Below are 22,576 nucleotides of genomic sequence, written 5' to 3'. Positions count from 1 at the left end.
TCTTATTGTTTTGCGTGTGCGAATTGTACAATTTCACGCATTTGTTCCATTGTTTCTGTGCGAGCCAAAATACCCTGTTCGCCCATTACTTTGGCAAACACGCCTGGTACGGTTTGCACGCTGATAATATTGCCTGCAAATTTTTCGCAAACGGATTCGATAGAATTGACATAGTTTTGGTTTGCTTTACGAGAAATATAGACTACATTCCAAGGATGCTGGATATCAGTATAGAACTTATTTTCTTTCACGATATTTGCATATTCTTTGAATACGTCAAAATCATTAGCATAGTTCCACATATCAATGGTTAAACCACCTGGTGGGCGGCAGTTAATTTCTAATGGTAAAATTTCTTCTTTCTTACCCTTGCCACCTTTTACACGGAAGAATTCAAAGTGGAAGAAACGTTCTTTCACATTAAAAGCTTTCACACATTTTTTGCCTAATTCCACTAATTTTTCAGAAATTTCACGTGGCACATAGTAGAACATATCACCGTCTTTAGAAACGGTATCAAGCACCGCTTCAGAATATTCTAAGCTAGAATAGAAAACGATATTACCCTCGTGGTCGGTTAAACCGTCAAAGGTTACAATATCGCCATCAATAAACTCTTCCATAATATATTCTACAGTTGGGTTTTTATAGCCAAAGAAAGCTTCTAATTCTTCTGCAGTTTTAATTTTATAAGTATCACTTGCTCCAACCCCTGAATTTGGTTTGATGATAACAGGGAATTTCAACTGTTTTGCGAGCTTACGGGCATCTACATCATCTTTAAAAACACGTCCTTGGGCAACTTTTAACCCAGTTTTACGGAACACTTCTTTCATTTGAGCTTTGGTTTTAATCGATAACATATCATCATTTTTGTAACCAAAAATATTAAAGTCAGTACGTAATTTCGCATCTAGTTCAAGCCAATATTCATTGTGGGATTCCACACGATCAATGCGACCATATTTATGAGCAAAATAAGCAACGGCACGATAAACTTGATCATAATCCTCCATATTATCAACACGATAATATTCAGTTAAATTGTTGCGTAATGTTTCACTGAGCTGCTCATATGGTGTATCGGCAATACCTAACGTATTAAACCCAGTTTCACGTAAGCGAACGGCAAAAGTTTCAAAGTTGGTGGGAAAATGAGGGGAGATCATCACGAAATTGAGAGGTTTGGACATAGTGCTTCCTTTAAGTTGTTTGCATAATATTAAAAATAATTACTTGATTGTAGGCTAAATTCATTAAATTTCAAACTATATTCAAAAATATGATGCGACTTATTTTCTTTTTATGCGGCCTATAATCTATAGTCAAAATTAATTAAATGTTGTGATATAGTAATTTTTAATAATCCGACTAATTTAGTTGGATTATTTTTGAGAATTGTTGTTATTTAGGATTTACATTAGGATCTCTATCTATTATTCTAGAGATGTTTTCAGTACTAATTCTGATAAACAAAATAACCTCAATCTATATAATGGAGATTTAATATGGCTGAACAAATCGTTCCTTCAAATGAAGCACTATTAAAAGCAGTACAAGATACATTAGTTATTTCTACTACAGATTTACAAGGCGTTATTACTTATGCCAATGATCTTTTCTGTAAATTAACAGGTTTTTCTCGTGAAGAATTAATTGGCCAACCACACAATATCGTACGTCACCCATCTGTACCAAAAGCCGTATATAAAGATATGTGGGATACAATTCAAGCAGGTAAAATTTGGACTGGTATTGTGCCTAACTGTGGTAAAGGCGGTGTAGTTTATGTTGTTGATACAACAGTGCAACCAATGTTTGATGAAGCTGGCAATATCACTGGCTATATTAGTGTTCGCCGTGTTATCAATGATCTAATGGCTAATTTTGATGCGGTGGAAGCTGCAAAAGAAGTATTCGATGACTTCCACGGCTAATTCATAATATTTCATATTGCGTGTAAATGAATGATTTACACGCATTTTTTTCTACCTTTCTCTTTCGCTTTTTTGAGGGAAACTATGTCTTCAATTAAACATCTTCATATTGCTTATGGTTCAGAATCGGGTAATGCTGAAAAAATCGCTCAACAACTCGCTCAACAAGATTTCCTAACCTCTTATTCCCCAACGCTCTCAACATTAAATGAAACTGATTTAGCAACCTTAAAACAAGATACTTTATTGTTAATTGTAACTAGCTCTTTTGGCGATGGTGAACCACCGGAAAATGCCGACACATTTGCAGAAAAATTAGAAAATTTGACCGCTTGTAACGTGAAATATGCCATTTTTGGACTAGGCGATATTACCTACGATAAATTTTGTGGCTATAGCAAACAATTAGATGCGTTATTACAAGCAAAATCGGTTCAGCCATTAATTGAAAGAGTGGATGCTGACTTAAACTACCAAGAAATCTTTAAACAATGGCTACCCCTCGTTCAGCAGGCATTAACTCATACAAGTGAGCAACCTATTTCGCATCAGCTTTCTGTACAGGTTTATGGCGAAGCATCAGCCTATCAAGCAAAAGTATTAGATATCCAACATTTAGCAAATTCAGAACCGGCGGTTTACCATATTCGCTTATCACTTCAAGATAGTGGTATTTTTTACCAAGCAGGTGATTTAATTTATGTGAAAGTTCAGCAGCCTGACACACTATTAGCAGAGTATGCAAAATGGTTTGATAACCAAGCGGCTATTGAGGTACTTCGCCATAAAGAATTACGCTTATTAAGTAAAAATGTACTACGTGATATTCAAAAAATCTGTGGCAGCAGTGAGTTGAAAGATCTAACAAAAATCTCAAATAAAAAAGCGTTAGAGCAATATCTCTACGGACACGATTTATTAGATGTTTTACGTGATTTTGACCCACAAAAAACCGTAACTCTTGCTGATTTAGAAGGGATTTTATCTAACCTCTCTGCCCGAGCTTACTCTATTAGCTCTTGTGGAAAAACACACCCTGATTATGTCGATTTATGTGTTCGCCGTGTTCATTACGATTTAGACGGGCGAGCGTATCAAGGCACGGCAAGCGATTATTTAGCCAAATTACAAGCGGGCGAATTTGTTTCGATTTTTGCACAAGCAAACCCTAATTTCCGTTTACCAGAAAATTTAAATAAACCCGTAGTAATGATTGGATCTGGCACAGGAATTGCTCCACATATTGCATTTTTGCAAGCGTTAGCTAGCCAATATCAAAGTGTAGAAAGCTACCTATTCTTTGGGGAACGTTATCGTGCTAAAGATTTCTTATATCAAACAGAATTAGAGAATTATTTGGCTAACGGCACATTAACCCAACTATTTACCGCTTTCTCTCGAGATCAGGCAGAAAAGTTTTATGTGCAAGATGCCTTAGCTCAACAAGCAGAACTTGTCTGGAATTTAATTCAACAAGGAGCTTATTTCTACATTTGCGGTAGCAAAGCAATGAGTAAAGAAATTGATGCAACACTTATTAAAATTGCCGATGAAATTGGCGGACAACCTTACGTGGATGATTTTAATAATATTATCGCACAGCTGGTTGCAGAAGGGCGATTAATGCGAGATGTGTATTAATCCTTGATCTTAGAGAAATAAAAGGCACAACTGATTTGTGCCTTTCTTTTGTTTGCAAAATAACATAGAAATTAGACCGCTTACAAATATTTAGCGTTTACCAAAGATTCCGCCTAAGCCGCCAAGACCGCCTAAGCCTCCGCCCATCATTCCTTTCATTCCACGCATCATTTTTGCCATTCCGCCTTTACGCATTTTTTTCATCATACGTTGCATATCATCAAACTGTTTTAGGATTTTGTTTACATCTTGCACTTGTGTGCCAGATCCTAATGCAATACGGCGACGGCGAGAGCCTTTGATAATATCAGGGCGAGCACGCTCTTTTAAAGTCATAGAGTTGATGATCGCTTCCATTTTTACGAACATTTTGTCATCTATTTGGTTTTTAACGTGATCTGGCAGGTTTTTCGCCCCAGGAAGTTTGTCTAGCATCGACATCATTCCGCCCATTTTTTTCATTTCGATCAACTGTTCACGGAAATCCTCAAGGGTAAAATCATCGCCTTTTTTGAATTTTGCCGCCATTTTTTCCGCTTTTTCTTGATCGACTGAGCGTTGTAAGTCTTCAATTAACGACATTACATCGCCCATACCTAAAATACGGGAAGCAACACGGTCTGGGTGGAACGGTTCTAACGCATCGGTTTTCTCGCCCACACCAAGGAATTTAATCGGTTTGCCTGTAATTTGGCGGATAGAGAGTGCCGCACCACCACGGGCATCGCCATCTACTTTTGTTAAAATTACCCCTGTTAGCGGTAATGCTTCGTTGAAAGCTTTAGCTGTATTCGCCGCATCTTGACCTGTCATTGCATCCACAGTGAAAAGCGTTTCAATCGGGTCTAACGTTGCGTGGATTTGCTGAATTTCTTCCATCATCTCGCCATCAACGTGCAAGCGACCTGCGGTATCCACAATCAACACATCAAAGAAATTTAATTTTGCGTGTTTTAAAGCAAGTTCTGCAATTTCTACTGGTTTTTGTGTAGTTTCAGTTGGGAAGAAATCAACTTTTAGGGCTTCCGCTAAAGTCTGAAGCTGTTTAATCGCAGCCGGGCGATAAACGTCGGCAGAAACAACTAATACCTTTTTCTTATGACGTTCTTTTAAGAATTTCGCTAATTTACCCACCGAGGTTGTTTTACCCGCCCCTTGTAAACCTGCCATTAAAATTACTGCTGGCGGTTGGGCTGCAAGGTTAAGTTCTTCATTCGCTTCGCCCATTGCGTTTTCTAATTCGCTTTGAACGATTTTTAAGAACTCTTGCCCAGGGGTTAAACTTTTATTGACCTCAACACCTAAAGCACGCTCTTTTACCTTGTTGATAAATTCACGTACAACAGGCAAAGCAACATCGGCTTCTAAGAGTGCCATACGCACTTCACGCAGGGTATCTTTAATATTATCTTCTGTTAAACGGCCTTTACCTGTGATGTTACGCAGAGTTTTGGAAAGTCTATCGGATAGGTTTTCAAACATATTAGCTTCTCAATTTGCAAAATTTTTTAAAAAAGTAACCGCTTGTTGGCGGAGAATTGGAGGTATTATACAAAAAATCCGCCTTCATTCCTATTGTAGAATCAAGGCGGATAGCTGAATAAAAGTAATGATTACTCTAGTTCTTTCCCTTTAAGTTCAGGAATAAGGAATATGGTTGCTAAAATATCTAATAGATAAATTGCGGCCAACATTGCAATCGCCACTTGGAAGGAATAAATAGCAACGATACTACCGATAACTACAGGGCCAAAGCCACCAACACCACGTCCTAAATTAAAAAGTACGTTTTGAGCAGTTGCTCGAGCTTGGGTAGGGTAGGCTTCAGACATTAATGCACCATAGCCACCCATCATTCCATTTACAAACATACCTAAAATCGCGCCAACCCATAACATTGTTGTTGGATCAGTAAGTTGCGAATAAGTGAAAATACTCACGACTGCCCCAATTTGGAATAAGATGAAACTTGGTTTTCGTCCAATACGGTCTGCTAATTGCCCGAATACCCAGATACCAATCATCATTCCGCAAATAGTCACTGCAGTCCACACACCTGATTTTGTTAAACTAAATCCAAGTTGGTTAGAGAGGAAATTTGGCATCCAGATCATAATGCCGTAATAACCAAAGTTTTGTACAGAGGTTAGCACCACAATACCAAGGCTGACTTTTGTTGTTTTCCAATCTTTTACCAATAATTTAAATGATTGTAGTTTATCATTAGAGGGTTGTTTGGTTTTTTCCACAAATACATCTGGCTCGTGTAGTTTTGCTCGTAGATACCAAGCAACAAAAGCAGGGAAAATACCAACAATAAACATTCCTCGCCAGCCAATAATAGGTAAGAGCAGTGGAGTTAATAAGGCTGCACCTAATACACCAACTTGCCAGCCTAACGCAACATAAGAAGACGCTTTTGCACGATGGCGAGCAGGCCAAGCTTCAGCAGCTAGAGCCATACCGATACCAAACTCACCACCTAAGCCGATTCCTGCGATAGTGCGGTAAATTAAAAGATCCCAGTAGCCTTGAGCAAAGGCACATAATCCAGTGAAGACTGCAAATAATACGATAGTCCAAGTAAGCACTCGCACACGACCATATTTATCGCTAAGTGATCCAAAAATAATACCGCCTGCAACAGCTCCGATTAATGTCCAAGTTACAAGGGAGCCACCTTGAGTTGGCGTTAATCCTAAATCTGCTGAAATAGCAGGAAGCATAAAGCCAAGAATTAAGAGATCGAAGCCGTCCATTGCATAGCCGACAGCAGAGCCGATAAGTGCTTTCCAGCCATAGCTGGTCACTACAGAATTTTTCATTTTGAGTTCCTTTCGCTACTCACGGGTAGCAATTAAAGATAAGAGAAGGGTGCTAATGAATTTAGCGGCTGAAGTTTAGACCTAATAGTAAATGTTTTCAAGCCTTAAAAATAAAAAAACGACATAGGGATTAAACTATGCCGCAAAATTTGACGATATTCGAGGAATCATTATTATTTAATTATTATGTGCGACAATAATACTCCGAATTGTGTATAAAAGTGAAGAAATATTTTAGACTTTATCTAAGAAATTAGAGATAAATCACAAAAAATTTTTTTGAAAGTATGTACTGCCTCGTAGAAAAGTAAAAACCCTGATAATTTCTTATCAGGGTTTCTGAATATGGCTCCTCCTGCGGGACTCGAACCTGCGACATATGGATTAACAGTCCACCGTTCTACCGACTGAACTAAGGAGGAATTGATGGTGCCTCGAGGCGGAATCGAACCACCGACACGGGGATTTTCAATCCCCTGCTCTACCGACTGAGCTATCGAGGCAACTCGTCGTTTGTGTTGTGCATTATGCTGATTTTTTTATGCTTCGTCAAATACAATTATGAGAAATTTAGCATTTTCAATCACATAATACTAAAATTTGAGCAATATTAACTTTAATATACAAAAGCAAAACCCTGATGATTTCTCATCAGGGCTTCTAAATATGGCTCCTCCTGCGGGACTCGAACCTGCGACATATGGATTAACAGTCCACCGTTCTACCGACTGAACTAAGGAGGAATTGATGGTGCCTCGAGGCGGAATCGAACCACCGACACGGGGATTTTCAATCCCCTGCTCTACCGACTGAGCTATCGAGGCAACGTCGTTGCGGGGTGCATTATGCTGATTTCACCACACAACGTCAAACACTTTTTTACAAAATTGAAAAAACAATGATTTGAGTGAGTTTTTTTTATACGTTTCGTCTAAAAACAACTCAAATTTATGCTTAACGAATATTGCGATATTTTTCTCTAGCAACCGTTACTTTTCTTAAATAGTTACGAGCCTGAGATGATGGGTGAGCAGTCGTTAAAATGCGATATACTGCATCTGCCGATAATGTATTTATTCTATGAATAGCGGAATATCTATCAGAATCAAACACTCGTAATACTGCACCAGCACCACTATTGTAAGCAGAGATCATTGCATAACGTTTTGCCAACGGATCGGTAATTCCATCTAAATACTCATCACGCAAAATAGTTAAGTAAAGCGTACCTGCATCAATATTATTTGATGGATTATAGAGATATTCACGGCTTGGCTGACCACTCATTCCTTTACGTACAAAAATATCCCGTCCTGCAGTACGAGGCACAACCTGCATTAGACCAATCGCATTGGCATAACTGACTGCATAAGGGTTAAAGGATGATTCAACTTCCATAATCCCAAGAATTAAACTTGGTTCGATGCCATAACGTTTTGACATTTGACGAACAAGCGGTAAATATTGTCTTGCACGAACTTCAATATGTCCTGCCACCATTTTAATAGAAACATAGGTAACAGTTTGACCATTTTTTAAACGGCGTGTTTGTACTTTGTTTTGGAGCAGATAAGTTGCAAAATCATTTGCAATAGCAATATTGGTAATATCTCGCCCATATTGATCTTGTACCTGACCTCTTAAGAATGGATTTGCACTAATAGGTACATCGCCAGAAGCAAATAAATCGATTCCTCTTGGGTCTGCCCCCATTAATAATGTATGAATAATAGAGTTACGCAGGTGGTTTTGGTTACCAAGTGTTTCAATGGTAATTTCCCCATCTTCAAAAGAGATATGGCTACGGGTATAGAATCTATCGGTATATTTTACGTAGTCTTTTTTACTGGCAACTAAAAGCTCGTTGCTTCCCCAAATATCATCAATATTATTTGAGAACTGCCCAGTCAAAATATCCATTGCATTGGTATCTTTTGAATAATCTACTCGGGTCGATTTTGGCTTTTTGCTACTAGAGGATTTATTACTACCACAAGATGCAAGAAAAGGAATAATTGCCAGTAATGGCAAATACTTAGCATATTTTTTCATTCGATTTTTACCTTTCCTTACTCGACAGGTTTGTAGCCTTCAATTACAACATCTTTACCTTCGAATAAGAAATTTACCATCTCTTGTTCAAGTAATTTACGATGTTCAGGATTCATCATATTAAGCTTTTTCTCATTAACTAACATAGTTTGTTTTTTAATCCATTCTGACCAAGCTTGTTTGCTAATTGAATCAAAAATACGTTTGCCTAATTCGCCTGGATAAAGCTGAAAATCTAAACCTTCGGCATCTTGTTTTAAATGTTCGCAAAATACAGTACGTGCCATAATTTTAATCCTTAAATTGTATTTTTTACGGTAAATGCCAGTTCATCTAAAATGCGTTTAACTGGCGTTGCTAAACCTATCTCATTGTGTTGATGTAAATCATACCAATAATCTGCTTTTGAAGATACAGATGAGAGGTAATTTCCTACATTTTCTGCCGCAACAAGCGGTTGTTTTTCAGCATTTTTTTGCAAATCAGCCTCAACTAAAACTGGTGTAATATCAAGATGAAAATGACTGAATGTGTGCCTAAATGTGATTAACTGCTGCGAAATTTGCAAATTTTTCACTAAATCTGACCGCTTGAGATCATCTAATGTTTTAAATTCTGGAAACGAAAATAAACCACCCCAAATCCCTTTTGCCTCACGCTTTTCTAACAAAACTTTTGAGCCTTGTTTTAACACTAGAAAATAAGTTTGGCGTTCAGGTAATGTTTTTTTCGGTTTCTTAAAGGGGAACTTATCCCAAGCTTGCATCTCATTAGTTTTACACTGTTTTTCTAGCGGGCAAATTGCACATTTCGGCTTAGAGCGGGTACACACCATCGCCCCTAAATCCATCATTGCTTGATTAAAATCCGCCACTTGTGAGCGAGGTGTAACCTGCTCGGTAAGTTGCCATAACTGATTTTCCACCGCTTTCTCGCCAGCCCAACCTTCTAGTGCAAAATAACGGCTTAACACCCGTTTTACATTGCCATCTAAAATCGGGTGTGGGGCATCTAAAACTGAAGATAAAATCGCTCCAGCAGTACTTCGACCGACACCTGATAAACTTAATACATCATCAAAATGGATAGGAAATTCGCCATTAAATTTATCTCGAATCTGTTGAGCTGCTTTATGCAAATTGCGAGCACGAGCGTAATAACCCAATCCCGTCCACAAATGTAGCACTTCATCAACTGACGCATTAGCTAAGTCAGCAACTGTTGGAAATCGTTCCACAAAACGTTCAAAATAAGGAATAACGGTGGCAACTTGCGTTTGTTGTAACATTACTTCCGAGAGCCAAACCTTGTATAAGCTCTTTTGTTGTTGCCAAGGCAGGTGTTTACGTCCGTATTGCTCAAACCATTTAAGCACAGATTTTGCAAAAGGATCGGTAACTAAAGCCTGTGCAAGAGGATATTTAGATAAATTTGCCTGCATAAAAAATCTTGAAATTGAAAAAATAAATCATCATACTGCAAGCGGTTGTTTTTACCAAAAATTTTGCAAAACTAAAGAGTAAAAAAATAATGAAATCTCCAATTCTTGGCTTCCACCATATCGCCCTTATTGTATCTGATTATGAAAAATCAAAATATTTCTATACCCAAATTTTAGGGGCGAAAATTATTGAAGAAACCTATCGAGAGACTCGTGATAGCTATAAGTTAGACCTTCGCTTTGCTGATGGCTCGCAAATTGAATTATTCAGCTTTCCGGTAACACCGCCTCGTTTTACTACACCTGAAACTTGTGGTTTACGCCATTTGGCTTTTAAAGTGGAAAATATTGAACAAGCAATCGCTTTTTTAGAACAAAATAATCTTGCCCACGAAGGAATTAGAATTGATGAAATAACAGGTAAACGCTTTACCTTCTTTCGTGATCCTGATGATCTGCCTCTAGAATTTTATGAGAGCGTCTAACTATGCTTTATTTATTATTAGCGGTTTTAATTTGGGCAAGCTCATTTGTTGTCGGTAAATTAGCTGTAGCAGAATTTGATCCTATCCATATTATGCAAATTCGCCTTACACTTGCCGCAATTATCGCATTGCCATTTGCCAGCCGTATTTATCATAAAATCCCTTCTAATCAACGAATTCAAGTATGGCTTGTGAGTTTCCTTACCATGCCTCTTTGTGTGGTACTGCAGTTTGCAGGCTTAAAATTAACCTCTGCCGCCAGTGCAGTGGCATTATTAGGCTTAAATCCACTTTCAACGGTATTAGTTGGCTACTTCTGCTTTAAAAAACAGGCAACAAAATTAGACTTTGCCCTAAGCCTTCTTGCTTGTGTAGGGATTTTGATTATGGTTTCAGGCAGTGATGATACTGGTGTAGTAAATGTACTCGGATTATTGCTAGTAACCTTAGGGAGTTTAAGCTTTATTGTTGGTATGTATTTAAGCAAAGATATTATGCAGTCTGTCAAAGTGGCTGATTTAACCTATGTAATGCTGGTAAAAGGAGCAGTTTCAGCACTTCCAATCAGTTTATTGTTTTCGTCAACATGGGACTTATCCGCAAATTTATCGGCTTGGTTAAGTGTGATTTACCTTGGCGTTATCTGCACCTTTTTAGCCATGATACTTTGGAATAGGGGTATCAACCAATCATCACCGATTCTTGCCGGTATTCTGCTTGCCCTTGAACCCGTTTTCGGGATTTTAATGGCGGTAATATTTTTATCGGAATCACTCAATTTCATTACTTGGTTAGGTATTATCATTGTGCTTTCTGCCGCACTACTTTCAGTTTTCTTACCCATAGTCAAAAGACACAAGCGGTCAAAATAAGTGGATTTTTTACAATGCTTTTTCCTCATCTTTCACACGGCATTTTAATTCGCCGTTATAAACGATTTCTTGCCGATATTAAATTACCAACTGGCGAACAAATTACCATTCACTGCCCAAATACAGGTGCAATGACAGGTTGTGCGACAGCTGGCGACACCGTTTGGTTTTCGACTTCCGATAACCCGAAACGCAAATATGCTCACACTTGGGAGCTTACCCAAACTCAGGCTGGGGATTTTATCTGCGTAAATACTCAACGAGCCAATCAACTTGTGCAAGAAGCGTTAGAAAATCAGTGGATTCACGAGCTTGCTTGCTATCCCCAAATCTTACCAGAACAGAAATATGGCTCAGAAAATAGCCGTATTGATTTCTTACTAAAAGCAAATGGCTTACCCGACTGTTTTGTGGAAGTAAAATCCACCACACTTTTAACTGAAAACGGGGTTGGAATGTTCCCCGATGCCAAAACTGAACGAGGGCAAAAGCACTTACGAGAGTTGACAACAATCGCTCAACAAGACTTACAAGCGGTCATTTTTTTCGCAATTTTGCATACAGGCATTGAGCAGTTTAAAGTTGCTGAACAAATTGACCCTAAATATGCCGAATTATTTGAAATAGCAATGGTAAATAATGTGCAAACGCTTATTTATAAAATGGATATAATCATAAAAGATGGAAAGCCAATAAGTATGCGGCTAAATAAAAATATAAATTGTAATAATAGCTATAATTAAATTGTTTATTAAAAAATAAAAACTACACTATGCCTAATATTTTTTAGGAGAAATATATGCGTTCAGATAACGGACAAACTTATGGCACAATCAGCCGTATCTTACATTGGTCTATGGCACTTTGTTTTGGTTTTATGCTTTATACAGGACTATTAGATGAAGAATCATTCCGCTCACTATTACCTTATCATAAATCGGTAGGTACCATTTTAATGGTGCTTATTATCCTTCGTGTAATATGGGCAAAAATCAATCGAAAAAACCGCCCTCAGCCAAGCAATATATTTGTTGTTTTGGGGCATTCAGTACTTTATTTACTAATGGTTCTAGTACCACTTACCGCACTTATTCGTCAATACGGTGGTGCAAGAGGCCCTCTAGAAGTTTTTGGTGTTAAAGTGATGGATGATGCAGCACAAAAAATTGAATGGATGACTTCAATAGGTAATTCATTGCACGGCACATTAGCTTGGGCATTATTTGTTTTAGCGGCAGGCCATATCATAATGGCAATTTATCATCAGATTAAAGGTGAAAAGATTTTAAATCGAATGATGCACTGAATTTAAGATAATGGCTTGAAGAAATTCAAGCCATTTTTTGTAAAAGATAAAATAAAAATGACCGCTTGTGCTTGAAAAATCAAGAAGCATTCCCCACATAGTCGAGAGTTTTCTTAAAAAGAAGGATTTAAAATGACAACGATTGTATGCGTACGTAAAGATGGCAAAGTCGCTATCGGTGGTGACGGGCAAGCAACGCTTGGAAATTGCGTTGAAAAAGGCACGGTAAGAAAAGTTCGCCGTTTATACAAAGATAAAGTAATTACAGGCTTTGCCGGTTCAACGGCAGATGCCTTCATTTTACGTGATTTATTTGAGAAAAAATTGGAATTACACCAAGGGCATTTAGTGAAATCGGCGGTGGAGTTAGCCAAAGAGTGGCGTACAGAACGTGCTTTACGTCGCCTAGAAGCAATGATGATTGTCGCCAATGAAAGCGAATTCTTATTAGTTTCAGGTTCTGGTGATGTGATTGAGCCCGAACAAGATGTGCTAGCTATTGGCTCAGGCGGAAATTATGCCAAATCAGCAGCCCTTGCACTGTTAAGAACGGAAAATAATTTATCAGCAAAAGAGATTGTTGCAGAAGCATTAAAAATTGCAGGCGATATCGATATTTACACCAACCACAACCACGTGATTGAAGAAGTTTAAAAATGTTCCCCTTTTTAGAAAAGGGGAGTTAGTTAGAAAGAAATCGTGGCATAAGCCTAAAAATTGCAGGCGATATTTATACTAATCACAACCACGTAATTGAAGAAGTTAAAAAAGTCCCCCTCTTTAGAAAAGAGGGGTTAGGGGAGATTTGATGACAGGATCAAATTTTCGTATGAGCGTAATGTAATTCTGCCAAATCTCCCTCAGCCCTATTTGCTAAAGAGGGGAATGATTTAGAAGGAACAGAATATATGTCAATGACCCCTCGTGAAATTGTATCGGAATTAGATGCACACATTATCGGACAAAATGAAGCTAAACGTGCAGTAGCGATTGCTTTACGTAACCGCTGGAGAAGAATGCAGCTTCCTGAAGATCTCCGCCAAGAAGTTACCCCTAAAAATATTTTAATGATTGGCCCAACAGGTGTGGGTAAAACGGAAATTGCTCGCCGTTTAGCAAAACTAGCGAATGCCCCTTTTATTAAAGTTGAGGCAACAAAATTCACTGAAGTGGGTTATGTTGGTAAAGAAGTTGAGTCTATTATCAAAGACTTAACCGATGTTGCGGCAAAATTAGTAAAATCTCAAGCGGTCGAAAAAAATAAAATGCGTGCACAAGACGCAGCAGAAGATCGCATTTTAGATGTGTTATTGCCACCTGCAAAAGATCAATGGGGCAATGTGCAAGAGTCAGATAACAGCTCAACCCGCCAAGTGTTCCGTAAAAAATTACGTGAAGGTCAGTTAGACGATAAAGAGATCGAAATTGATGTTGCGGCACAAGTAAGCGTTGAAATTATGACTCCACCGGGTATGGAAGAGATGACATCTCAACTTCAATCGCTATTTGAAGGAATGTCGCCAAATAAAACCAAAAAACGCAAAATGAAAATTAAAGATGCGTTAAAAATAATGTTAGATGAAGAGGCGGCAAAATTAGTCAATCCTGAAGAGCTAAAACAGCAAGCGATTGAGGCGGTTGAACAGCACGGTATCGTCTTTATTGATGAGATCGATAAGATCTGTAAAAAGAGCGAACATTCTGGTGGCGATGTTTCTCGTGAAGGGGTTCAGCGTGATTTACTACCTATTATCGAAGGTTCAACCGTAAATACCAAACACGGTATGGTAAAAACCGACCACATTCTATTTATCTGTTCGGGTGCGTTCCAAGTTGCTCGCCCGTCAGATTTACTGCCTGAATTGCAAGGCCGTTTACCGATTCGTGTGGAGTTAAAATCTCTCACTAAAGAAGATTTTGAGCGTATTTTAACCGAGCCTAATGCCTCATTAACTTTACAATATCGTGAGTTAATGAAAACAGAAGGTGTTGATGTTGAATTCACGCAAGACGGTATCAGCAAAATTGCCGAATCAGCCTTCCGTGTAAATGAGAAAACGGAAAATATCGGGGCTCGTCGTTTACACACCGTACTTGAACGTTTAATGGATGGTATTTCTTTTGACGCAAGTGAACGAGCAGGCGAGAAAATCGTTATTGATGAGAAATATGTCTCAGAAGCGTTAAATGACGTGGTAGAGAATGAAGATTTAAGTCGATTTATTTTATAGTTTAGGTTACACAAGCGGTTGTTTTTACGTATAATTTTGCAAAATAACCGCTTTCTATATAATTTTAAAAATGAAGAATCAATATCAATGGCCTACTGCTGAGGCTCTCTACCCAAATCAAGGAAAAAAATCCTACGCAAAAAAGCGTTTACGTTATAACCTCCGCTCTTTATTACATAAAGCTAGAATTAAGAAGTTTACTCAATTTGTCGAGGCTAATCCACTATTAATTCCACTATTAACATCTCGCCCTAATTATAGCTATCCTGTTGCTCATCGTTTTTTAGATAAGCGCTTTTCAGCAAAGCAACGCTTACAAAAGATCTGCGACAATTTATTATTTTTACCACAAAAACTTAATCATCTTCCTCCACTATGGGAAAATGTAATTAGTTTTGGCGAAATAATTCCTGACTTTGAGTTATGGCTAAATATTAATGAACACCAGCCTATGGAGGGTTTCTGGGCATTAGAACTACGTTATAAACCAACACAGCAACTAATTTATTTGCTTACTTTTGGAAAATTAGAAGAAAGCCTCTTAATTGCCGTAATTCAAGGCCCGAACTTTGAAGGGGCAAAAGAATTAGTAAAACAGCTAACCAAAAATTGCCACGGTTTACGTCCTGCTTATTTAATGGTCGAAGCAATGAAAGCATTAACTACGGTTTTAGGTTATCAAAGTTTATTAGGCATTCCACAAAAGTATCAAAATAAATCTCGTTTTGTACAAAGCAAGCGCTATGTTGTAGATTATGATGCAATCTTTGCTGAATCAAATGGCGAACTTGGGAAATATTGGAAATTGCCACTAGAACTTGAAAGTAAGAAATTAGAAGATATCCCAAGCAAAAAACGCTCAATGTATCGTAAACGTTATGAAATGCTAGGGAATTTGAAAGCTGCTATGGAAATGAAGCTATCTAAGTAGAATACGTCTAATAAAAATAAGCGGTCAAAATTTGTAAAATTTTTGCAAATTTTGACCGCTTGTATTTTAGTTAGCACTCATCCATTTATCATAGATTTTTTGGTATTCGCCGTTTTCTTTAATAACTTTTAAAGCGTGATTAAATTGATCAACCAACGCTTGATTTTGGAAGTTAGTTGCAATGCCTAAACCATTACCAAAATAAGTTGGATTCTCAATTTGTTCGCCAACAAAATCTAAACCTTCATTTTTCTTAGCCATTTCTGCAAGCACGGGAACATCGCCAAAAATTGCATCAATACGGCCATTTTGAATATCTAAAATCGCATTCTGATAAGAGGCGTAAGATTTAACTTGGTACTCCTTTTTCTCTTTAGCTAAGTAGTTTTGATAAGTTGTACCATTTTGTACACCAATGGTTTTTACTGTTGAAAAATCTACCCCTTTTTTCTTATCACATTTTCATAACAAATAGTTCTATTTCCTAATTTCTAATTCTTTTCTTTTATAAATAAATTCCTCTATTTTCACTACATTCACAAACAATGAAAAAAGGGAATCTATGAGTCTGAGTATTACGAATTTATCTCTCGGTTATGAAAAAAACAAACAGAAAACGACAATTTTGCAAGAGGTAAGTTTTGAAGTTGATAACGGAACGCTGACCTCGATTTTAGGCTCTAGTGGCGTTGGAAAATCATCTTTATTGCGTGTCGTGGCAGGGCTAGATAAGGCATTAAGTGGAAAGGTGTCATTATTTGGGGAAGATATTCAAAAGCCACATCCAGATGTTGGTTTCGTCTTTCAATCGGCTACCTTATTGCCCTGGCTAACTGTTCGGCAGAATGTCGCATTTGGGCTTGATTTTCAATGTCGAGTACCACTTACCAAAGTAGAAATTCAGCAGAGGGTAGAATCAGCCTTGGAGGAGGTTGGGCTAAGTCACGCTATTGATGCAATGCCCCACGAATTATCAGGAGGGATGGCACAACGAGTGAATTTAGCTAGAGCTTTAGCCCGAAAGCCTAAAGTTATTTTATTGGACGAACCCTTTTCTGCGTTAGACGCGGTTATTCGCACGCAAATGCAAACACTATTACACGATATCGTTCGCCACCATAATGCAGCTGCGGTGATGGTTACGCACGATATTGATGAAGCGTTATTAGTATCTGATGACGTGCTGTTGTTAGGTAGCTCACCTGCTCATATTGTCGGGAAATGGCACCTTAGTGAACCTTTTCCGAGAACAGATTTATTGTGCTTAAATCATATACGGGTAGATATTTTGCAAGCATTACGACAAGCCCAACAGAGAAATCTGCAAGAGCAAACGGTCGATTTTATTATTTAGCAAGGAGAATATATGGATCAACAACGTCGTGATTTTATGAAACTGCTGAGCTTATTTTCTTTAGCTGGTAGTCTGCCATTGCTACAAGCCTGTGAGCAAGTGCAAAAAACAGCTGAAAATCGACCGCTTGTGATTGGTTATTTACCTATTACAGATGCTACACCACTGCTAGTTGCTCACTCTAAAGGCTTATTTGAAAAGCACGGTGTGCAGGTGGAAAAACCAGTAATGTTTCGTAGTTGGGCACAATTAGTGGAAGCTTTTTTAAGTGGCAATGTGAATGTAGTGCATTTGCTCTCCCCAATGAGCTTATGGGCAAAATATGGAGCCAATGCACCTGTTAAAGCTGTGATGTGGAATCATTTGGCAGGTTCGGCTTTAACTGTTCATCCAGAAATTAATAGTATTGCCGAATTATCAGGTAAAACAGTGGCGATTCCTTTTTGGTATTCCATTCATAATATCGTTTTACAACGATTATTACGGGAAAACGGACTAAAAATTACTGAGAAATCGCCAAACAAAGGGGAAGTCCGTTTAAGCGTAATGGCTCCTTCCGATATGGTGGCGGCCTTAGCCAGCCAAGCCATTTCCGGCTTTATTGTGGCGGAACCTTTTAATGCATTAGCCGAAGAAAAAGGTGTGGGAAAAGTGTTACGTTTTAGTGGCGATGTATGGAAAGATCACGCTTGTTGTTTAACTTTAATGCACGAATATGATATTCAAAATCGCCCAGAATGGGTACAAAAAGTGGTAAATGCTTTAACAGAAGCTCAAGCGTTTACTCTTGCTAATCGAGCTGAAACGGCCAAATTATTAGCTCGTAGCAGCGGCTATACACCACACGATCAGAAAGTTCTAGAAAACGTTCTTGCCCCAAGCCAATCTCAATGGGATAAATATGTTGAAACGGGGGCTATTTTAAACCCTCAGTGGCATCAAGATCGCATTGGTTTCCAACCCTATCCTTTTGATTCTTATATGGAAGAGCTGGTTAAAATGTTAAAAGAAACACATATTGCAGGCAATAACGCTTTTTTACAATCACTTGATCCAACACAGGCGGCACAAGCAATTAATGAGCCTAAGTTTGTGCGTAAGGCTATTGAAGAAGGCGGGTGGATTGAAACATTCAATCTTCAAGCAGGTTGGACTCGAACAGAACAAATTAGTGCATAAGGATAATTATGAAACAAAAATATATTTATGGATTAGCAGGTTTATTATTGTTGTTGCTTAGTTGGCAATTAGGTGTTGCAGTGTTAAGTCAAAAATTACCAATGGCATCAATGTTAGCACCTGATAAAACGTGGCAAAGCTTGTTATGGCTGGTTTCTTCGGGAGAAATCTTCCCTCACTTATTAGCTAGTTTGCAACGCATTGCAGTAGGCTTGATAACAGCCTTGTTAATTGGCGTACCACTTGGTTTGCTACTTGGTTTCTCTCGCCATTTAGAAATGCTTTGTACTCCATCATTTCAGTTATTGCGAATGATCTCCCCACTTTCGTGGATGCCTATTGTTGTAATGTTACTTGGTGTAGGCGATTTACCGATCTATTTTCTCTTAGCTTTTGCAACGGTCTGGTCGCTTATTATTTCAACCACTGCAGGTGTAAAAAATATTGATCCTCAATGGTTACAATTAGGCAAGGTAATGTCAGCTTCTCGCCAAGAATTACTTTGCAAAATAGCGGTACCGGCTATTACAGGGCATATTCTCACAGGCTTACGAGTAGCCGTTGGGATTGCGTGGGTGGTGCTAGTGCCTTGTGAAATGTTAGGAGTGAATAGCGGTTTAGGTTATTTTATTTTAGATACACGAGATAGACTTGCTTATTCAGAATTAATGGCTGTTGTCGTTATTATCGGTTTGATTGGCTGGGCATTAGATAGCTTAATTCGTCTCGCTATGGCAAAAGGCGGTAAGTAATAGTGTATTGCAAGCGGTTAAATTTGAAGAAGATTTTGCAAAATTCTTCAGAAATTTAACCGCTTGTTTTTATTCCAAAAAAGCATATTACCTTAATTTATTTTATTTCTTAGATATAACAAAGATGATTAAGATAAACCCAGAACAAACAATTATTAAGAGGTAAACACAATGTCAGTACTTTCAACATCTTTTATCGAATGGCTGCAAGCAAACGCAGAAAGCTTAGATCAATCAAATGAGCGAGCAGATCTACTTATTAGTAAAATTGCAGCAGAAAATCTGTTTAAAGTGGGGGTACCTACAGCACTTGGTGGAAATGGCGGTAATTTAGTTGATGCAATTAAAGCCATTGCAGAGCTAGGCAATCTCTCGCTTTCGGCTGCTTTTGTCTCTTGGGGGCATCGCACTTTCATTGAGCATATTATCGCTTCTAAAAATCCGGTTCCTCGAGACACATATTTAGCGGATTTATTGCAAGGTACTTTAACAGCAGGTACCGGTTTATCTAATGCAATGAAATTTTTATCTGGTATTGAAGAACTAAATGTGTCTATTCGTGAAGAAAATGGCAAACGTTATTTAAATGGCCGCTTACCTTGGGTAACTAATTTACGAGCAGAGCGTTTTGTTGCTAGTTTTGTCGCAGGTTTTGAAGATGAGCGAAACCCTATTGTAATTGCTATTCCTTCTACGGCTGAAGGTCTTACTCGCACCAAAGAACTGGAATTTATTGCTCTGCAGGGAACAAATACGACGGCATTAGTTTTTGAAGATGTCGAGCTAAAAGATGAGTGGATTTTATCTGATAATGCCCCTGAATTTTTGGCAGAAACTCGCCCAGCCTTTTTAGGATTGCAATTTGGTTTACCTTTTGGTTTGGTTGAAAAAAGTTTATCAGAAATTGAAAAAACATTATCGTTCCGTTCTATTCTGGCACCAGAATGGCAAGCTCAAGTTGATGCATTAAATGATATTAAAACCCGTTTATTTAATGGACTAAATGAAGAGGGTTATTTTGTAAAGCATCCGAAAGAATTATTTAAGGTGCGTATTGAGATTGTTGATGTTGTTGCACAAACTATTTTACTTGAATTACAAGCTAGTGGCGGACGTGGATATTTAAAATATGACACTTCAGGTTTTAGCCGCCGTTGGAAAGAAGCTGCATTCTTACCTGTTGTTACACCAAGTGCAGTACAATTAAGATTAGTGCTGGCAAATAGCTAGGATATGATTTTATCGAACTATATAGTTTGGAATTCTACATAAAAGCATTAAACATAAAATAGCCCATTAGTTTTTACCAATGGGCTATTTGTTATCTGATTATTTCTTACGAGAATGTAACCCTTTTTTCTCAAGGTTACGATAGATTAACCATTGTTGTACGATAGTGATTAAGTTTGAAGTTAGCCAGTAAAGTACTAAGCCTGAAGGGAACCATAAGAAGAATACGGTAAAGATAACAGGCATAAACGTCATCACTTTTTGTTGTACTGGATCAGCTACTGGTGTTGGCGACATTTTTTGTAATAAGAACATCGAGCCACCCATTAATAGTGGAAGAATGTAGTATGGGTCTTGTGCTGATAAGTCTTGAATCCACCCAAAGAATGGTGTGTGACGTAATTCTACAGCTTCCATAAAGGTCCAATATAATGCGATGAAAATTGGCATTTGGATAAGAATCGGTAAGCAACCGCCCATTGGGTTTACTTTCTCTTCTTTGTAAAGTTTCATCATCTCTTGGCTCATACGTTGGCGGTCATCACCGAAACGCTCACGCATTTCTGTAATTTTTGGTTGCAACATACGCATTTTAGCCATTGAGGTATATTGTGCTTTAGTTAATGGATAAAGGATTGTTTTTACCACAATCGTTACACCAATAATTGCTAAACCCCAGTTAGTAACTAATGATTGGATAGCTGTTAGTAACCAGAATAATGGTTTAGCGATAAACCACGCCCAACCATAATCTACGGTTAAGTCTAGGTTGTTAGCAGCTTCTGCCATTTCATTTTGGTCTTTAGAACCTGTCCAAAGTTGGCTTTTTAGGTTCGCTTCTGAATTCGGTGCGATAGTGGTTAATGCACCACGGTAACCGATAGTCGCAACACCATTACTGGTGCGAGAGTAAAGATTATTTTCTGCATCTTGATCTGGCACCCAAGCAGAAACGAAGTAGTGTTGTAATACCGCAACCCAGCCTGCTTTAGTATCGACATTTAGGTTGTTTTTTGCCATATCTTCAAAACTATATTTTTTATAGTTTGTTTCAGAAGATGAATAAGCACCACCTGTGTAAGTCGGCATTGTTAAGCTACCAGAGCTTTCTACTAAAGTATGTTTTAATTGACCATATGGTTGAACTTCAATCGTTTCTGATGTGTTATTTTTTACGTTGAAGTTTACACCTACATCGTAGCTACCACGTTTTAAGGTAAAGGTTTTTGTGTAAACTACGCCGTCTTTTTCAAATGTTAAAGGAACAGAAAGTTCATCTTGACCTTCTGCTAATTTGAAACTCTCTGCAGTTACAGCATATTGTGGACGGCCAGCGTTAGTATCAATACCGTTACGACCTACTAAACCACTTTGAGCAACATAGATTGTTTGACCATCTTGTTGTAATAATTTAAATGGTGTGTTTGAGTTTAACTCGGCATTATGTTTAAGTAAGTCTGAACCTACTACGTCACCACCTAAGGTATCAATGGTTAAACGTAACACATCGCTTTCAACGACAATCGTTTTACCTTGTGTCGTTGCATCTGCAATTTGGTTGTTCGCATTTGATGCAGCTGGAACATCACCTGCTTGTTGAGATTGAGCTGCTAATTGAGCCTGCTGAGCTTGCTTTTGAGCTTGAATTTCAGGATCAAAGTCTTGTTTCCATTGAGTAAACATAAGCATTGATACAAGAAGTAAACCCATTAGCAATAAGCCACGATTATTCATTTTGAAGTTCTCTTGTTAGTAACGATAAAAAGAAGGGTATTCTATAATAGGTTAGCTTGTTTTCCAAACGCCTTTTATGAACAAGCGGTCGGATTTTGTCAGAATTTTGCAAAACTTTGATCAAAATAGACCGCTTGTCTTATTATCTTTTTTCTAAAATGCGATTAGTTAAGCGTGAAACGGCACATAAATTGCCTTCTTCATCAAAAATTTCAATTTGCCATACTTGACTACTACTCCCTAAATGCAAAGGTTTTGTTACCCCTGTAACCACACCTTGTTTAATGCTTTTAAGATGAGAAATATTGAGTTCTGTGCCAACGGCAAGATGGTTTTCATCGCAGCTCAAACTAGCACCAGCAGAGCCTAAGGTTTCAGCTAAAGCAGCAGAAATACCACCGTGTAATAGCCCCCAAGGTTGTTGAGTGCGGTGGTCTAAAGTTAAGGTGGCTTCAAGGCTGTCATCAGTAATTTTACTGAATGTAATACCTAAGTGAGCAACTGCTGACTGACTACAAAACGCATTTAGTTGTTCAAGAATTTGCTCAGCAGGTAAGCCTTGGGTCGTTTGTTCATTCCAAATTGTGGTCATTGTGTTTTCCTATG

General features: G+C 38.1%; 21 protein-coding genes, 4 tRNA genes and 1 pseudogene. 13 read left to right on the top strand and 13 right to left on the bottom strand.

All coding sequences use genetic code 11. The features are described from left to right. Positions 1 to 2: 2 nt before the first annotated feature. Complete coding sequence (locus PTQ27_RS06590; protein WP_273749406.1) at positions 3 to 1,193, bottom strand: ATP-grasp domain-containing protein; 1,191 nt, start codon at positions 1,191 to 1,193, stop codon at positions 3 to 5. A 315-nt stretch (positions 1,194 to 1,508) separates the two neighbouring features. On the opposite strand from PTQ27_RS06590, the gene PTQ27_RS06585 reads away from it, so the two are divergent. Both PTQ27_RS06585 and PTQ27_RS06580 read left to right on the top strand, forming a co-directional pair. After that, positions 1,509 to 1,937, top strand: a complete 429-nt coding sequence (locus tag PTQ27_RS06585) for a PAS domain-containing protein (protein ID WP_273749405.1) — start codon at positions 1,509 to 1,511, stop codon at positions 1,935 to 1,937. Between the two features lie 84 nt (positions 1,938 to 2,021). Beyond that, entirely contained in the window at positions 2,022 to 3,578 is a 1,557-nt protein-coding gene (locus PTQ27_RS06580) for a diflavin oxidoreductase (RefSeq protein WP_273749404.1), read from the top strand. Between the two features lie 90 nt (positions 3,579 to 3,668). Here PTQ27_RS06580 and ffh read toward each other — a convergent pair whose 3' ends face one another. The 9 genes from ffh to mutY all read right to left on the bottom strand — a co-directional run bounded on the left by ffh (position 3,669) and on the right by mutY (position 9,896). Continuing rightward, positions 3,669 to 5,060 (bottom strand): signal recognition particle protein, encoded by a 1,392-nt coding sequence (gene ffh / locus PTQ27_RS06575; RefSeq protein ID WP_273749403.1) that lies wholly within the window; start codon positions 5,058 to 5,060, stop codon positions 3,669 to 3,671. Positions 5,061 to 5,191: 131 nt separating this feature from the next. Further along, a complete protein-coding gene (locus PTQ27_RS06570) occupies positions 5,192 to 6,403 on the bottom strand; it encodes an MFS transporter (RefSeq protein WP_159628914.1) in 1,212 nt (403 codons plus the stop codon). A gap of 346 nt (positions 6,404 to 6,749) precedes the next feature. Beyond that, positions 6,750 to 6,825 (bottom strand) — tRNA-Asn (locus PTQ27_RS06565). Positions 6,826 to 6,830: 5 nt separating this feature from the next. Next, a tRNA-Phe gene (locus PTQ27_RS06560) sits at positions 6,831 to 6,906 on the bottom strand. A 164-nt stretch (positions 6,907 to 7,070) separates the two neighbouring features. Beyond that, positions 7,071 to 7,146, bottom strand: a tRNA-Asn gene (locus PTQ27_RS06555). A gap of 5 nt (positions 7,147 to 7,151) precedes the next feature. Then, positions 7,152 to 7,227 (bottom strand) — tRNA-Phe (locus PTQ27_RS06550). A gap of 130 nt (positions 7,228 to 7,357) precedes the next feature. Next, positions 7,358 to 8,455 (bottom strand): membrane-bound lytic murein transglycosylase MltC, encoded by a 1,098-nt coding sequence (gene mltC / locus PTQ27_RS06545; RefSeq protein WP_273749401.1) that lies wholly within the window; start codon positions 8,453 to 8,455, stop codon positions 7,358 to 7,360. 17 nt (positions 8,456 to 8,472) lie between these two features. After that, entirely contained in the window at positions 8,473 to 8,742 is a 270-nt protein-coding gene (locus PTQ27_RS06540; RefSeq protein ID WP_273749400.1) for an oxidative damage protection protein, read from the bottom strand. An 11-nt stretch (positions 8,743 to 8,753) separates the two neighbouring features. After that, positions 8,754 to 9,896, bottom strand: a complete 1,143-nt coding sequence (gene mutY / locus PTQ27_RS06535) for an A/G-specific adenine glycosylase (protein ID WP_273749399.1) — start codon at positions 9,894 to 9,896, stop codon at positions 8,754 to 8,756. A gap of 89 nt (positions 9,897 to 9,985) precedes the next feature. Between mutY and gloA2 the strand changes: the two genes are divergently transcribed. From gloA2 to PTQ27_RS06500, 7 genes are all read left to right on the top strand, one after another. Continuing rightward, on the top strand, positions 9,986 to 10,381 hold the full coding sequence (gene gloA2, locus PTQ27_RS06530; protein ID WP_273749398.1) for an SMU1112c/YaeR family gloxylase I-like metalloprotein: 396 nt from the start codon (positions 9,986 to 9,988) through the stop codon (positions 10,379 to 10,381). A gap of 2 nt (positions 10,382 to 10,383) precedes the next feature. Continuing rightward, on the top strand, positions 10,384 to 11,253 hold the full coding sequence (locus PTQ27_RS06525; protein ID WP_273749396.1) for a DMT family transporter: 870 nt from the start codon (positions 10,384 to 10,386) through the stop codon (positions 11,251 to 11,253). Positions 11,254 to 11,267: 14 nt separating this feature from the next. Beyond that, positions 11,268 to 11,996 (top strand): DNA/RNA nuclease SfsA, encoded by a 729-nt coding sequence (sfsA, locus tag PTQ27_RS06520; protein ID WP_273749395.1) that lies wholly within the window; start codon positions 11,268 to 11,270, stop codon positions 11,994 to 11,996. Between the two features lie 56 nt (positions 11,997 to 12,052). After that, entirely contained in the window at positions 12,053 to 12,559 is a 507-nt protein-coding gene (locus tag PTQ27_RS06515) for a cytochrome b (protein ID WP_273749393.1), read from the top strand. A gap of 132 nt (positions 12,560 to 12,691) precedes the next feature. Beyond that, positions 12,692 to 13,213 carry an ATP-dependent protease subunit HslV gene (hslV, locus tag PTQ27_RS06510; protein WP_273749392.1) on the top strand — a complete coding sequence of 174 codons (522 nt, stop codon included), beginning with the start codon at positions 12,692 to 12,694 and terminating at the stop codon, positions 13,211 to 13,213. Between the two features lie 254 nt (positions 13,214 to 13,467). Then, the gene (gene hslU, locus PTQ27_RS06505) at positions 13,468 to 14,790 is read left to right on the top strand and encodes an ATP-dependent protease ATPase subunit HslU (protein ID WP_273749391.1); all 1,323 of its coding nucleotides are present in this window, start codon (positions 13,468 to 13,470) and stop codon (positions 14,788 to 14,790) included. Positions 14,791 to 14,860: 70 nt separating this feature from the next. Beyond that, positions 14,861 to 15,721, top strand: a complete 861-nt coding sequence (locus PTQ27_RS06500; RefSeq protein WP_273749389.1) for a VirK/YbjX family protein — start codon at positions 14,861 to 14,863, stop codon at positions 15,719 to 15,721. Between the two features lie 66 nt (positions 15,722 to 15,787). Here PTQ27_RS06500 and PTQ27_RS06495 read toward each other — a convergent pair. Further along, positions 15,788 to 16,171, bottom strand: a pseudogene (locus tag PTQ27_RS06495) (transporter substrate-binding domain-containing protein); the annotation flags it as partial. Between the two features lie 112 nt (positions 16,172 to 16,283). Between PTQ27_RS06495 and PTQ27_RS06490 the strand changes: the two are divergent. From PTQ27_RS06490 to PTQ27_RS06475, 4 genes are all read left to right on the top strand, one after another. After that, positions 16,284 to 17,075 (top strand): ABC transporter ATP-binding protein, encoded by a 792-nt coding sequence (locus PTQ27_RS06490; RefSeq protein ID WP_273749388.1) that lies wholly within the window; start codon positions 16,284 to 16,286, stop codon positions 17,073 to 17,075. Positions 17,076 to 17,087: 12 nt separating this feature from the next. After that, complete coding sequence (locus tag PTQ27_RS06485; RefSeq protein ID WP_273749386.1) at positions 17,088 to 18,254, top strand: ABC transporter substrate-binding protein; 1,167 nt, start codon at positions 17,088 to 17,090, stop codon at positions 18,252 to 18,254. Between the two features lie 8 nt (positions 18,255 to 18,262). After that, positions 18,263 to 19,006, top strand: a complete 744-nt coding sequence (locus PTQ27_RS06480) for an ABC transporter permease (protein ID WP_273749385.1) — start codon at positions 18,263 to 18,265, stop codon at positions 19,004 to 19,006. Positions 19,007 to 19,177: 171 nt separating this feature from the next. Then, positions 19,178 to 20,236: an acyl-CoA dehydrogenase family protein gene (locus PTQ27_RS06475; RefSeq protein ID WP_273749384.1), complete on the top strand. Its 1,059-nt coding sequence runs from the start codon at positions 19,178 to 19,180 to the stop codon at positions 20,234 to 20,236. Positions 20,237 to 20,335: 99 nt separating this feature from the next. Here PTQ27_RS06475 and yidC read toward each other — a convergent pair whose 3' ends face one another. After that, positions 20,336 to 21,970, bottom strand: coding sequence for a membrane protein insertase YidC (gene yidC, locus PTQ27_RS06470; protein ID WP_273749383.1), 1,635 nt, complete (start codon positions 21,968 to 21,970; stop codon positions 20,336 to 20,338). A gap of 142 nt (positions 21,971 to 22,112) precedes the next feature. After that, a complete protein-coding gene (locus tag PTQ27_RS06465) occupies positions 22,113 to 22,562 on the bottom strand; it encodes a hotdog fold thioesterase (RefSeq protein ID WP_273749382.1) in 450 nt (149 codons plus the stop codon). Between the last annotated feature and the right edge of the window lie 14 nt (positions 22,563 to 22,576).

Source organism: Mannheimia cairinae (assembly GCF_028649535.1).
GTDB lineage: Bacteria > Pseudomonadota > Gammaproteobacteria > Enterobacterales > Pasteurellaceae > Mannheimia > Mannheimia cairinae.
This window is presented reverse-complemented; position numbering and strand designations above follow the sequence as displayed.

Bases quoted from the DNA above. Each gene is read 5' to 3' on its own strand.
- PTQ27_RS06590 (WP_273749406.1), bottom strand. From the start codon at position 1,193: ATGTCCAAACCTCTCAATTTCGTGATGATCTCCCCTCATTTTCCCACC.
- PTQ27_RS06585 (WP_273749405.1), top strand. From the start codon at position 1,509: ATGGCTGAACAAATCGTTCCTTCAAATGAAGCACTATTAAAAGCAGTA.
- PTQ27_RS06580 (WP_273749404.1), top strand. From the start codon at position 2,022: ATGTCTTCAATTAAACATCTTCATATTGCTTATGGTTCAGAATCGGGT.
- ffh (WP_273749403.1), bottom strand. From the start codon at position 5,060: ATGTTTGAAAACCTATCCGATAGACTTTCCAAAACTCTGCGTAACATC.
- PTQ27_RS06570 (WP_159628914.1), bottom strand. From the start codon at position 6,403: ATGAAAAATTCTGTAGTGACCAGCTATGGCTGGAAAGCACTTATCGGC.
- mltC (WP_273749401.1), bottom strand. From the start codon at position 8,455: ATGAAAAAATATGCTAAGTATTTGCCATTACTGGCAATTATTCCTTTT.
- PTQ27_RS06540 (WP_273749400.1), bottom strand. From the start codon at position 8,742: ATGGCACGTACTGTATTTTGCGAACATTTAAAACAAGATGCCGAAGGT.
- mutY (WP_273749399.1), bottom strand. From the start codon at position 9,896: ATGCAGGCAAATTTATCTAAATATCCTCTTGCACAGGCTTTAGTTACC.
- gloA2 (WP_273749398.1), top strand. From the start codon at position 9,986: ATGAAATCTCCAATTCTTGGCTTCCACCATATCGCCCTTATTGTATCT.
- PTQ27_RS06525 (WP_273749396.1), top strand. From the start codon at position 10,384: ATGCTTTATTTATTATTAGCGGTTTTAATTTGGGCAAGCTCATTTGTT.
- sfsA (WP_273749395.1), top strand. From the start codon at position 11,268: ATGCTTTTTCCTCATCTTTCACACGGCATTTTAATTCGCCGTTATAAA.
- PTQ27_RS06515 (WP_273749393.1), top strand. From the start codon at position 12,053: ATGCGTTCAGATAACGGACAAACTTATGGCACAATCAGCCGTATCTTA.
- hslV (WP_273749392.1), top strand. From the start codon at position 12,692: ATGACAACGATTGTATGCGTACGTAAAGATGGCAAAGTCGCTATCGGT.
- hslU (WP_273749391.1), top strand. From the start codon at position 13,468: ATGTCAATGACCCCTCGTGAAATTGTATCGGAATTAGATGCACACATT.
- PTQ27_RS06500 (WP_273749389.1), top strand. From the start codon at position 14,861: ATGAAGAATCAATATCAATGGCCTACTGCTGAGGCTCTCTACCCAAAT.
- PTQ27_RS06490 (WP_273749388.1), top strand. From the start codon at position 16,284: ATGAGTCTGAGTATTACGAATTTATCTCTCGGTTATGAAAAAAACAAA.
- PTQ27_RS06485 (WP_273749386.1), top strand. From the start codon at position 17,088: ATGGATCAACAACGTCGTGATTTTATGAAACTGCTGAGCTTATTTTCT.
- PTQ27_RS06480 (WP_273749385.1), top strand. From the start codon at position 18,263: ATGAAACAAAAATATATTTATGGATTAGCAGGTTTATTATTGTTGTTG.
- PTQ27_RS06475 (WP_273749384.1), top strand. From the start codon at position 19,178: ATGTCAGTACTTTCAACATCTTTTATCGAATGGCTGCAAGCAAACGCA.
- yidC (WP_273749383.1), bottom strand. From the start codon at position 21,970: ATGAATAATCGTGGCTTATTGCTAATGGGTTTACTTCTTGTATCAATG.
- PTQ27_RS06465 (WP_273749382.1), bottom strand. From the start codon at position 22,562: ATGACCACAATTTGGAATGAACAAACGACCCAAGGCTTACCTGCTGAG.